We start from the raw sequence: 13,356 nt of genomic DNA on the forward strand, positions 1-13,356 counted from the left end.
AAATAGGAATTTGAGTGATGAGAGATTTAGTCTTATCCCGTGGCTTGATCAATGGTGAATGGGTCGAAGCTAAGGACGGCAAGCAAGTAGATGTAACTAACCCGGCAAATGGTGATGTGATTACATCCGTACCAGATATGGGTAAAGAAGAAGCGGAAACCGCGGTACTTGCAGCACACGATGCGTTTCAAGATTGGCGAAAAACGACGGCTAAGTATCGTGCTGGGCTACTAAAGAAATGGTTCGACCTAATGGTTGAAAACGCTGACGCACTAGCAAAACTGCTGACGACTGAGCAAGGCAAGCCGTACAAAGAAGCTTATGGTGAAGTGATGTACGGTGCCTCTTTCCTTGAGTGGTTTGCCGAAGAAGCAAAACGTGTTTATGGCGATGTTATCCCATCGGCGAACCCAAGCACTCGCTATGTCACAATCAAACAGCCTGTTGGTGTTGTCACCGCGATCACACCTTGGAACTTCCCAGTAGCGATGATCACCCGCAAAGTGGGTCCTGCGTTAGCGGCAGGTTGTACAGTTGTTGTCAAACCCGGTGAAGACACGCCACTTTGTGCGCTTGCAATGGCAAAACTGGCTGAACAAGCAGGTATTCCAAAAGGGGTAATAAACGTCGTAACCACGTCTCGCCCGGCCGAAATTGGTGATGTTTTGTGCCGTCATCCTCTGGTTCGCAAAGTCTCGTTTACGGGCTCAACGCCAGTTGGCAAATTGATTCTGCGCCAAGCTGCGGACACAGTGAAAAAAGTCTCGCTGGAATTGGGTGGTAATGCGCCATTCATCGTGTTTGAAGATGCGGATATCGAAAAAGCGGTTCAAGGTGCGGTGATCTCCAAATATCGTAATGCAGGTCAGACTTGTGTGTGTACCAACCGTCTTTACATCCACGATGCGGTTTATGATCAGTTTGTTGAACGTTATACCCAAGTCGTTAAAGAATTAGCCATCGGTGACGGACTGGTTGAGGGTAACGAGATTGGGCCGCTGATTAACCAAAAAGCGGTGGATAAGGTGGATTCTCTAGTTGCAAAAGCGTTAGAGCAGGGCGCAAACAAGACGCTTGGTGGCAATGTCTCTGAGGTGGGCGATCAGTTCTACCAGCCAACGATCTTAACGGACATCACTGAAGAGATGGAGATCGCGCATCAGGAGCTGTTTGGCCCTGTTTCGACGCTTTTCCGATTTACAGATGAAGACGACGTGATTCGCCGCGCCAACGATACGCCATTTGGCTTAGCCGCGTATTTCTACACCGAGAGCCACAGCCGAGTATGGCGCGTGAGTGAAGCGCTGGAATACGGAATCGTTGGCATCAACGAAGGCATTATCTCGACAGAAGTTGCTCCGTTTGGTGGTGTGAAAGAATCAGGCTGTGGCCGAGAAGGTTCCAAATATGGCATCGATGATTATTTAGAAATCAAATACCTATGCCATGGTGTTTAGTGTTTGATTTCACATAGTTTCTACATGTTTTCCCTAACTTGTTAGTTTGTTCAGACCCTCTGGGTTTTTTGATAGCAGCACTTGATGTGCTGCTTTTTTTCGTCTGAAGATTGAGGAGAACAGTCCGCGTGCTTGAGAAAGGTTTGAGAGCCGTAAAACTTTAGGTGGATAAATTTGGATTTAACAAATGTAAATGAATTGTAATTATCAGTAACAAGGTGACAACTGGGAAATGATAAGTCACTTAAAAGACTGTTACTGGCATGGCCAGAGCAAACAGGAATACATCAAGGAGATAATTCATGTTTAAAACCTTACGCAATAAGATGCAAAAAAAGAGTGTATCTAAACTAGTCGCTGGGTATGCACTTGCAATTTCAAGTACCTTTTTTACTGCATCTCAAGCTTTCGCTGCCGAGCACAACTGGCGTTTTGTAAACCTATACTCACGCGGTTCTGCTTACGGTGAAGTGTACAAACATTTTGCTGAAAATATCGAAACGATGTCTAACGGTCGTATCTCCGTTCAAATGATGTATGCCGGTGAAGGCGTAGGTCAAACAGGGGTGCTTGGTTCAGTAAAATCAGGCCTGATGACCATGGGTGCTCCTTTCCAACCAATGCACGCGGGTGAGTTCCCAGCAGGTGTTGTAGAAGTTGGCCTACCAGGCATGACTGACGATGTAGGCGAAATAAGCGCGCTTTTCCACGAGAAAGGCTGGAGCGAAGTTCTAGAAGAAGCTTACGACAAACAGAACCTTGTATGGCTAGAACCTTACATCCAACTGCCAGTTTATGTACTAACTAAAGAGCCAATCAACTCTGTAGAAGACTTCAAAGGATTGAAGATTCGTGCGCCAGGTGCATACGGCAAATTCCTACGTAACCTAGGTGCGTCTCCAGCTTCTTTGTCTTGGAGCGAAATCTACACCAGTTTAGCAACGGGCGTTATCGATGGTTCGATTGGCAGTAACATCATCGACCACCGTGACGGTAACCACGTAGAAGTGGCTAAGTACATGTACCGTCTACCAATCGCGGGTGCTCAGGCGTTGCCGATTGTTGTCAATAAGAGTGCTTGGAACAAGCTACCTAAAGATCTACAAGCGATTGTGCGCGCAGCAAGTGCGGTTCACGCTCGTGAGCAGATGACGAAGTCAAGACTTTGGGAATCTCAAGCGATTGCCGACATGGAGTCAAAAGGCATGAAGTGGAGCCCAGAGCCAAGTGCTGAAGATGTCACGAAATGGAATGACGCTGCTAACTCTCTTTGGTCAGAATATGCAGAGTCAGACAAGTACAGCAAGCGTTTGATTAAAATTGTACAAAATAACTAATTATATAAGGCAATTGGGGATAGTTCGGATCTTCACTTAGAAGAAGAATGACAAGTGAAATTGCCTACTAAGGGGGCTTGCCCCCTTTTCCTTTATTCTGGCAGGGATGATGTATATGTTGAGTAAAGTTTTGACAGCTTACTGTCTTGGAATTAATCGCTTAGTTTATTGGGTCGGCCTATCTGCATCGGTACTCATGCCGATACTTGCAGCAACGGTCGCTTTTGAAGTCTTTTCTCGTTATGTGCTTGGTTCACCAACCATCTGGGCGTATGACGTTTCTCTTTTCTTATTTGGCTATATCGCGGCACTGGGTGGCGCATTAGCTCAACAAAACAAAGCACACATTAACGTGGACGTGCTTTACCTTTCGGTATCGATGCGCGTGCGCTCGGTCTTCAATCTTGTCTCTTATTCCTTGGCGATTTTCTTCCTTGCTGTTGTGTTGATGATGGCATACGGAAAATTTGAAGAGGCGATTGAATTTAACTATCGACGTCAGTCTGAGTGGGCACCATCAATGGCACATTTTTGGATCATGATGATAGTGGCTTGTGGCTCATTTATCGCCCAGTTCACCAGCGACATGCTACAAGACCTGTACTACGTAGTGACAGGCAAAGCCTTAATTGAACAAGATTCGGAAGTCAACGAACAACAAGATACGCTGGTTGAGCAAGCGGGGGATGTATGAGTATAGAAGTATTAACGCTGCTATTGATCGGCTGTATTTTATTTAGTTTTGCGTTGGGTGCGCCTGTTGGCTTGGCATTGGGTGGTATCGCCATGGGCATGGGCTACATGACCTGGGGGGATGGCATTTTTAACCTGGTTCCGACCACCATCGAAAGTAACTTCTTTAGCTTTATATTGCTGGCTATCCCTTTGTATATCTACATGGGGCAGTTGCTGACTCGTTCTGGGATTGGTGACGCGATGTTTAATGCGAGCCAGATGGCGATTGGCCGCCTGCGTGGCTCATTAGCGATCAGCGTGATTGGCGTCTGTTCGATGATCGGTGCAATGGTGGGGATCATTGGTGCGGGTATCATGACATCCGGCAGTATCGCACTCAAACCTATGTTGGAGCGTGGCTATGATAAACGCTTGGCTCTGGGTGTGATTATGGCGGGTGGTGGCTTAGGTATCCTGATTCCACCAAGTATTCCGATGATCATGTACGCGGCGACAACGCAGAACTCTGTCGGTCGAATGTTCCTTGCAGCTATTATCCCTGCGCTTATTTCCATTACATTGCTGATTACCTATGTGATCGTTAGCTGTAAGCTCAACCCGAAAAAAGCGCCACTTGGTACGGGCAGTGAAAGCTCAATGACGGGTAAAGAAAAATTCAGAACCGCACGTGACGGGATATTTTCTTTACTGCTGATCGTAGCGGTACTGGGCAGTATCATTACCGGTATTGCGACACCAACAGAATCTGGCGCGATTGGTGTCGTTGGCGCGATCCTATTGGCGTTCCTTTTTAAGCGTTTCCGTTTTGAAATGTTCAAATCATCCGGCTTTGAAACCGCGATGCTGGTGAGCGTGTCGATGTGGATTATTCTCGGTGCGTCACTGTTTAGTAACTTCCACATGCTGAGTGGCGTGCAGAATATGGTTGCAGACATCACTCAAGACTTAGGCTTGCCGCCGCTTGGTGTCATTATACTGATGCAAGTGATCATGTTGCTGCTTGGTTTCATCATCGATGAGCTGATCATTGTCTTGATGTGTGCGCCGCTGTTTACCCCAATCGTGGTATCACTGGGTTATGACCCGATTTGGTTCGGTATTTTGATGATTCTAAACATCGAGATCGCCGTTCAAACTCCGCCTTATGGTTTCGCCTTGTTCTATTTAAAAGGCATAGCGCCGCCGGGTGTAAGCATGATGGACATCTACCGTTCTATTTTGCCGTTCATTTTACTTAAGCTGTGTGTACTTGTGATGTGTATGTTGTTCCCTGAAGTCGTGATGTGGCTACCGAACAAAGTGATGGGGGTAAATTGATATGAGTTTACAACGTATCTTAATGCCAGTGGATCTCGCATACCCTGATGTGGTGAAACGTGAGGTGGAAATGGCGTTAAAACTGATTGCTGAAGATGGGCTGATAGACATGCTCTATGTGGATGATGCACGTGTTCACCACAGCATGGTGCCAGCCACAAGTGGCAACGCGTTTTCGAGTCATCACCAAACCTCGTTTGATGGTGTTCAAACCATGCTAGAACAACTGGTGCCTAAAAAGCACCGAGGTAAGAGTATTGTGCGCAATGGTGTGGTGTTTGATGAAGTCGTTCTACAGGCGAAAAAGTCACGAGCAGACGCCATTGTGATGGCATCGGCTAAACCCAAATTACGTTCTTATCTACTAGGTTCAAATGCGGCAAAAGTGGTGCGTCATGCCCCTTGTTCGGTGTTTGTTGTCAGGTAAAGCAAACATTCAAACTCATCAACATAGCCCTGCGTTTAGCGTAGGGCTTTTTTGTTTCATGGTGTTGGTGTTTTAAACACTTTGGAGGAGAAGGGCGTAGGCGATGGGGTACCTTGCCGCGCTTAGGCGTTTTTATTCAATCGAGAAGGTGGCTTATGATACAATCCGCGCAGTTTTATCAAGATAAATGAATAGGTAACGCTTTGACATCGTCACAGCCCCCAAGAACAGATTCTAAGGCGACTGAGCAACAAGCTCAGGCTAATACGCCAGCATCATTACGTAAAGCACTTAGCCAGTGCATGATGCGAGATCGATTTCGTCTCAGCAAACGCATTTCCGGCGCAAGTAAAATTAAAAAAGACGCGTCACGCAATGCCGTATTTGACGAAATTGCACTCGATATTGCGAAATCCATGATGGAAGTGGAGCAACGTGCTAGCTTCCACGCGACCATCGAATACCCAGAGCTATTGCCTGTCAGTCAGAAAAAAGACGACATTGCCAAAGCGATAGAAGAAAACCAAGTGGTTATCGTCGCAGGTGAAACCGGCTCGGGTAAAACCACTCAGCTGCCAAAAATTTGTGCCGAGTTGGGCCGCGGTAAGTTTGGTCTAATTGGTCATACGCAGCCGCGTCGTCTTGCGGCCCGCTCTGTCGCCAGCCGTATTGCCGAAGAAATGGAAACCAAGCTGGGTGAGTTTGTCGGCTATAAAGTTCGATTTAACGATCAAATCTCTGAGAATACTCAGATCAAGTTGATGACGGACGGTATCTTGTTGGCAGAGATCCAGCACGACCGCTTCTTGAATCAATATGACACCATCATTATCGATGAAGCGCACGAACGCAGTCTCAATATCGACTTTATTCTTGGTTATCTGAGAGAGCTGTTGCCTCGTCGTCCTGATCTGAAAGTGATCATCACTTCGGCAACGATCGACCCTGAACGTTTTTCCAAACACTTTAATGATGCGCCGATCATCGAAGTCTCCGGTCGTACTTATCCGGTAGAAACGCGCTATCGTCCACTGCGCGGTGATGATGACTCGGATCGCGATCAGCTTGAAGGCATTTTTGAAGCCGTCGATGAGCTGTGTGATGAAGGCTTAGGAGATATCCTGATCTTCATGAACGGCGAACGAGAAATTCGCGACACGGCAGACGCGCTCTCAAAGCGTAATTTGAAGAGCACGGAGATCGTCCCTTTGTACGCACGTTTGTCTGCGGGTGAGCAAAATAAGATTTTCCAACCTCACGCTGGCCGCCGCATTGTATTGGCGACCAACGTCGCGGAAACCTCGTTAACGGTTCCGGGCATCAAGTATGTGATTGACCCAGGCACAGCGCGTATTAGCCGCTACAGCTACCGCACTAAGGTTCAGCGCCTTCCTATTGAGCCGGTTTCTCAAGCAAGCGCCAACCAGCGTAAAGGTCGTTGTGGTCGTGTAGAAGAAGGTATCTGTATTCGACTTTATTCAGAGGAAGACTTTGAATCACGTCCTGAATTTACCGATCCAGAAATTCTGCGTACCAACTTAGCCTCGGTTATTTTGCAGATGACCGCACTGGGGCTCGGCGATATCCAAGCTTTCCCATTTGTTGAAGCGCCAGATAAGCGAAACATTCAAGATGGTGTGCGTTTGCTTGAAGAGCTTGGTGCGATTAACGCCGAAGCGAAAGATCCTAAAAAGCGCCTCACGTCGGTGGGTCGTCAATTGGCGCGTTTGCCTATCGACCCGCGTTTAGCTCGTATGGTGCTAGAAGCGCCAAAATACGGTGCTTTAAAAGAAGTGATGGTAATTGCGTCTGCGCTTTCTATTCAGGATCCGCGTGAACGCCCGAGTGATAAACAGCAGTCGTCTGACGATAAACATCGTCGCTTCTTCCATGAAGAGTCGGACTTTCTGACGTTTGTGAACTTGTGGGACTACATTCAGAAGCAGCAAAAAGCGCTGACGGGTAACCAATTCCGCAAGCAGTGTAAACAAGAGTATCTTAACTACCTTCGCATTCGTGAGTGGCAAGACGTTTACTTCCAGCTGCATCAGTCCATGCGCGAGATGGAGTTCAAATTGAACGACGAGCCTGCGAGTTATCACGGCGTACACAGCGCAATACTGGTTGGTTTACTGTCTCACATTGGTATGAAAGACCAAGAGAAAAATGAGTATCAGGGCGCGCGAAATGCCCGTTTCCATATCTTCCCTGCATCGGGCTTATTTAAGAAACAGCCGAAATGGATCATGTCGGCCGAGCTGGTGGAAACCTCAAAATTGTGGGGTCGCATCATTGCTAAAATCCAACCGGAATGGATTGAACCTGTAGCCAAACACCTGATCAAACGCAGCTACAGCGAACCGCATTGGTCGAAGAAACGCGCAGCAGTCATGGCGTACGAAAAAGTGATGCTGTACGGGGTACCAATTGTACCTAAACGCTTAGTGAACTATGGCCACATTGACAGTTCAGTGAGCCGTGAAATCTTCATTCGCAGTGCATTGGTTGAAGGAGAGTGGGAGACCAAACACGCGTTCTTCAAGCAGAACCGTAAACTGCTGCAAGAAGTCGAAGAGCTCGAACATAAATCTCGTCGCCGTGACATTCTGGTCGATGACGATGAGCTGTTTGATTTCTACGATCAGCGCGTGAGTACGGAAGTGGTGTCAGGCCGCCATTTTGATACGTGGTGGAAGAAGGCTTCGAAAGAAAACAGCGAACTGCTCAACTTTGAAAAAGAGATGCTGTTCAAAGGCGATGCCAGCCACGTGACCGATTTGGATTATCCAAACTTCTGGCATCAAAACGGCCTTAAGCTCAAATTAAGCTACCAATTTGAGCCGGGTGAAGATAACGATGGTGTGACGGTTCATCTTCCGCTTCCGGTACTTAACCAAGTTGAGCCCGCTGGGTTTGACTGGCAAATCCCAGGTTTGCGTCATGAACTTGTTGTGAGCCTGATTAAGTCTTTACCAAAAACGGTTCGTAAAAACTTTGTGCCAGCGCCGAACTACGCAGATGCATTCTTGGCACGCGTAACGCCGATGGAAGCGCCACTGTTGGATGCATTGGAGAAAGAACTGCGCCGCATGACAGGGGTGGAAGTACTGCGAGAAGACTGGAATCTTGACCAAGTACCAGACCACTTAAAGGTGACGTTCCGCGCGGTAGACCACAGAAATCGTAAGCTGAAAGAAAACCGTAATCTGCATGAGCTAAAAGAGAGCTTAAAAGATAAAGTTCAGGAAACTTTGTCGAAAGTTGCAGATGACGATATCGAGCAGCAAGGCTTACACACTTGGAGCTTTGGTGAACTGCCGAAGGTGTATCAACAGAAGCGCGGTGGGTATGAGGTAAAAGCGTATCCTGCGATTGTTGATACCAAAGACAGCGTTGAAATTAAGCTGTATGAAACTGAACAAGAACAGGTTCAGGCCATGCAAGCGGGCCAACGCCGTTTGATCTTACTGAATGTGCCATCGCCGATTAAGTATTTGCACGCGAACTTGCCGAACAAATCTAAATTGGGCTTGTACTTTAACCCGTATGGCAAAGTGCTCGATCTGATTGATGATTGCATCGCATGTGGCGTCGACAAATTGATCGAACAGCAGGGCGGGCTGGTTTGGGAACCTGAACAGTTTGAAGCGTTGAAAGAACATGTCCGTGCGGAGTTGGGTGATACGGTGGTCGACATTGCCAAACAGGTTGAAACTATTTTGACCACTGCGTTTAGCATCAACAAAAAGCTCAAGGGCAAGATTGATTTCACCATGGCATTTGCACTTTCAGATATTAAGGCGCAAGTGGAAGGATTGATCTTCAAAGGGTTTGCGACCGAATGTGGCTGGAAGCGTTTGCCGGATATTTTACGTTACCTGAAGGCAATTGAACGCCGCATGGAAAAATTGCCGATTGATCCTAACAAGGATCGCTTGCATATGCTGAAAATTGAGTCGGTCACCAATGACTACAAAGAACTGCTCAATAAAATACCAAAAGGTGTGGCAGTGCCAGAAAATGTCAAAGAAATCCGATGGATGTTAGAAGAACTTCGTGTAAGCTACTTTGCCCAACAACTGGGGACGCCGTACCCAGTTTCGGACAAGCGAGTTAAGAACGCGATAGATGCCTGTTAGGCATGCTAATTGCTTTGCTTTAGATATTTGTTCAGTATTTTGACTCGATAGGCAGAGGGTTGCCCCTGCCTCTAGTAATTTAAAAGAAGGTTTATTATGAAAAAGACACTATTAGCGCTAGCTCTTATTGGCGCATCAGCAACAGCTTCTGCGGACTCATGGATTTACGGTAGCGCAAGTGTCGGCCAAGCAGATTTTGGTGGTGAGACTGCGTCTTCTTACAATGTTCACGTAGGTACTGGCATTCTTCCTTTTATTGGTCTTGAAGCGGGTTACCAAACTTTCGGCGAGTTCGAAGGCGTTAACTACAAGAACCAAAAGTTAAACCTTGAAGGCCAAACACTTTACGCTGCGGCTAAGCCAAGCATCGATTTCGGTCCTCTGCACATTTACGCAAAAGCAGGTCTTCACTCTTACACGTTAGAAGATAGCGCGGCGAACTTCAAAGAAGAAGAAATCGACACTATGTACGGTGTAGGTGCAGAATACTTCACTATGGGCCCAATCTCATTTGGTGCGGCATACAATGTATTCTCAATGAAAGATGAAGACGTTGAAAACTTCTCGCTAAACGCGACATTCCACTTCTTATAATTTTTATAAGCTAGCTGAATTTAAAAAAGCCACTCGCTTAAATCGAGTGGCTTTTTTGTGTCTGTTTTACTTAGAAAACGATGACAGGGTTATTTTACGGCAACTCCTGTTCCTTGCGTGTCACCTTGCAGCTGCACAAACACGGCGGTTGTGAGTGGAGGAACAGTGAATTGCTCGTTGGAAAAGGTGGCTTGTTTCACTATCGCGTCAGCCGAGTTTTGCTGAACAGGGTGAAGTTCAAATCCATTCGCACCTTTTAGCGTAAACACTTGTTGCTTAGCGGTTGAGTTTAATACAGCCACGACCGAATCGTAGTTTGCATCTAGATCGTCGCCAGCCGACACACCGTCATCAATCGACATCACAATCACGCCTTGCTCTTGGCCTTGTCCCACATTGTGGAATGTAACGCGATCAATCACTTCTTGAGCGGTATCTAGGCGGAACAGTTCACTTGAGCTACGGATTGTTAATAGCTCAAGGAATTGCTGTTTAGTCAGTTCAATGTCAGTACTGTCTGGGTGAGCTGTTGTGTCAGCGACGATAGTTTTAATCAACTCCCAGTTTGAACCATCTTTATCTTGGCGCGGCAGGCCAACGTTCCAGTTATTGTCTGAGCCATCGAAGAATACACGGTTGAACCAGTCACCAGAGTCGTATGAATCACGCTGCATGGATTTAGAGCGAAGCAGCTCTGAACCCATATGGATAAATGGGATCCCTTGTCCAAGCATCACGGTTGATAGAGACACGGTTTGCATTCGAGCGCGATCCGCCGAACTCGTGCCAGTGGCAATCTTGTAAGCATGGTTATCCCAAAGGGTTTGGTTGTCATGCTTAGAAACGTAAGAGATATTCTCCGATGGCAGTTTGGTGTAACCCGCGGGCGCGCCATTGTAGTCAATCTCTTTACCCAGCTTCGCGTTGCCTTGATAATCGGTCAGTGTGAAGTCTGCCAAGTTACCCGCCATACCAAGGCGCACTAAGTCTTGACTGTGTAGCAGAGCATCGGTGGTCTCTTGGTTTTGGATCACTTCTTCGTTTGGATAAGCCGCGTTACCAAAACCTTGATTGTAACGCAAAGGGTGCTTTCCTTTTGAATCTGTGCCGCCATCGAACGGACTGCCCCCGCGTACCGCATCACGTAAACGGTCGGAGAAAGTGCCAATAGCCGTTCCTGCCATGTTGATTTGTGTGGCTTGGTCAAAGCGGCTGTCATTGGCGACTTCACCAAAATTCCAACCTTCGCCGTAAAACAGCGTGTCTGGGTCTACTTTTCGGATTTGTTCCAGCGCGTAAACCATCACATCTTTGGGTTGGTGGCCCATCAAGTCAAAGCGGAAGCCGTCGACTTTGTAGTCCTCAGCCCAAACTTTTAACGAGTCCACCATCAGTTTACCCATCATCAAGTTTTCGGTAGCGGTATTATCACAGCACGTGGACGTTTCAACCCCACCTGTATTGACGTTCAGGCGGTGATAGTACCCTGGGACGATTTTATCCAGCACGGACTTCTCATTGACGCCCGAGGCGTTGGTGTGGTTGTAAACCACGTCCATCACCAACTTGAGCCCCATATCATGCGTAGATTGCACCATCTCACGGAACTCAAGAATGCGTTTGGAGCCATTTGGATCAGTCGCGTAGCTGCCTTCTGGAACGGTGTAGTGGTAAGGGTCGTAACCCCAGTTGAATCCATCAAGCATACGAAGATCATTCATCAGTGCTTGCGCTTTATCCGTGGCAGGATCGTAGCTGTTTAGCACATCTTCTATCGTGGCAGTGTCGCTTTCATTGTCACAGATAGCCGCTTCCGGTTTCATTCCGCACAGCTTACCAACCGTATCGGTAATATTAACGACATTGCTTGGGTTTTCGTCGACGGTGGCGATATCAAAAGCGGGCAGAATATGCAGTGTGGTTAAGCCCGCATCTTTAAGCGCTTGCAGGTGCTGGACGGATTCACGGTTATCTTCAGTTAGCGCAAGATACTTGCCGTTTAGGCTAGGTGTGCCAGCTTTATCACTAAAACTGAAATCACGAATATGGGACTCATACAGCACATGGTCTTCATCTTTGTCTAGCGAAGGGCGCGTGTTATTAACGTCGGCCCAGCCAACAGGCATCAGATTGGTGCTATCTAGGTCAACGACTTGAGAATACAGTGAGTTTTCAGACAAACTCAGCGAGTACGGGTCTGTCACTTCTCGCGTTTCAATTTCACCCGTCAGTGGGTGGTAGACCGTCACTTGATAGCGGTAGTACTTGTTTAAAACATCAGTGACAGCAGCCGAAGACCAGATACCTGTTACCGAATCTTCGGTCATCTTCAAGGTTGATTCAGCATTAAGATCGGCGTCGTAGATGATCAATTGAACGTCTTGAGCGGTCGGCGCCCAAAGTTTGAAAGTGGCGTCGCTACCTTGAACAATCGCGCCCAAATCTTGACTGATGGCGTTACCAGCTTGCTCATCGGCATAGACGGCATCCAGTACGCCAGCCTTTTGCACTTGGGTTGCCGAAACAACATCACCATTGGCATCATAGGCAACAATCACGATCTGCGACTTCAGTATCTGGTGCAACGTTTTGTTATCAACCTCAATTTCAGCGGTGGAGAGACTACCTAGGTGGCGGAATCGTGTTTTGAGTACTTCAGACATGGCGCCTGTTTTGGTTAGCTCGACAGCTGCTCCACCTGCAATTTGATTGTCTTCATCCATCTGGATTTCGTTGTTGGCATCATAGAACAGCTTGATTGAATCGGCATTAGCGGCCGCTTCCCAGGCGATAGTCTTGGCATCTAACCAATGTGCTTTTTGACCATCAACTTGCACAGGGAGTTGTTCAGTCGGCTCATAGAACAGTTCGCTACTACCGTGGAAACCAAACAGGCTTTTTGTCTCACCAATCTTAGTGAGGTCCACTTTGGAATTCGAGCTGCCGAAGGCTTTGTCATTGCCTTTGTGAAGGATGAAGTTTAAGCATTTGTGCGGGTCGGCGGCGTCAGGGTCAACTTTCAAGACGTAATAAGCACCATAGGTCTCATTGATCCCAGTGTATGGGAATGGCTTGTTCCAATCTGTTCCACTACTCGTAAGCCCCATCGCTTCTAAGTCAGTGCTTGAACAGCCATCACCATTCCAAAGGTGTAATCCCCAACCTTCATAGTCATTACTGGTCGATCGACTTGAGATATCACGTTTGTAGTAAATAACCACTTCGTTTTCTGCCGCTTGATGCAGAGAGGTATTGTCAGCGATTGAGGTCTTTTCGTCGCTGTCCAAAGCACACCCTGCAATCAGAGTAGCAGACACCAAAGGGATAATTGTCTTGGCGATGGTCGATAGTTTGAAAGTATTTTTGTCCACGTTTACAGATCCATTGTT

Annotated in this window: 7 protein-coding genes and 1 pseudogene; 7 read left to right on the forward strand and 1 reads right to left on the reverse strand. The window is 47.3% G+C overall.

Annotation, left to right across the window (positions count from 1 at the left end; genetic code table 11):
• Positions 1 to 17: 17 nt before the first annotated feature.
• The 7 genes from VNE01S_RS01560 (at position 18) to VNE01S_RS01590 (ending at position 9,967) form a co-directional block, all read left to right on the forward strand.
• Positions 18 to 1,457, forward strand: a complete 1,440-nt coding sequence (locus VNE01S_RS01560; protein WP_053395604.1) for an NAD-dependent succinate-semialdehyde dehydrogenase — start codon at positions 18 to 20, stop codon at positions 1,455 to 1,457.
• Positions 1,458 to 1,759: 302 nt separating this feature from the next.
• Positions 1,760 to 2,794, forward strand: coding sequence for a TRAP transporter substrate-binding protein (locus tag VNE01S_RS01565; RefSeq protein ID WP_053395603.1), 1,035 nt, complete (start codon positions 1,760 to 1,762; stop codon positions 2,792 to 2,794).
• Positions 2,795 to 2,909: 115 nt separating this feature from the next.
• Entirely contained in the window at positions 2,910 to 3,488 is a 579-nt protein-coding gene (locus VNE01S_RS01570) for a TRAP transporter small permease subunit (protein WP_053395602.1), read from the forward strand.
• Positions 3,485 to 4,807, forward strand: coding sequence for a TRAP transporter large permease (locus VNE01S_RS01575; RefSeq protein ID WP_053395601.1), 1,323 nt, complete (start codon positions 3,485 to 3,487; stop codon positions 4,805 to 4,807). The genes VNE01S_RS01570 and VNE01S_RS01575 overlap by 4 nt, the downstream gene beginning before the upstream one ends.
• A gap of 1 nt (position 4,808) precedes the next feature.
• The gene (locus tag VNE01S_RS01580) at positions 4,809 to 5,234 is read left to right on the forward strand and encodes a universal stress protein (protein ID WP_053395600.1); all 426 of its coding nucleotides are present in this window, start codon (positions 4,809 to 4,811) and stop codon (positions 5,232 to 5,234) included.
• Positions 5,235 to 5,437: 203 nt separating this feature from the next.
• A complete protein-coding gene (gene hrpA / locus VNE01S_RS01585) occupies positions 5,438 to 9,373 on the forward strand; it encodes an ATP-dependent RNA helicase HrpA (RefSeq protein WP_082331684.1) in 3,936 nt (1,311 codons plus the stop codon).
• A gap of 96 nt (positions 9,374 to 9,469) precedes the next feature.
• The gene (locus VNE01S_RS01590; RefSeq protein ID WP_053395598.1) at positions 9,470 to 9,967 is read left to right on the forward strand and encodes an outer membrane beta-barrel protein; all 498 of its coding nucleotides are present in this window, start codon (positions 9,470 to 9,472) and stop codon (positions 9,965 to 9,967) included.
• Between the two features lie 95 nt (positions 9,968 to 10,062).
• Here VNE01S_RS01590 and pulA read toward each other — a convergent pair.
• A pseudogene (gene pulA / locus VNE01S_RS01595) lies at positions 10,063 to 13,338 on the reverse strand (pullulanase-type alpha-1,6-glucosidase); the annotation flags it as partial.
• Positions 13,339 to 13,356 lie beyond the last annotated feature (18 nt).

Origin of the sequence: Vibrio nereis NBRC 15637 (assembly GCF_001591105.1) — a bacterium.
GTDB lineage: Bacteria > Pseudomonadota > Gammaproteobacteria > Enterobacterales > Vibrionaceae > Vibrio > Vibrio nereis.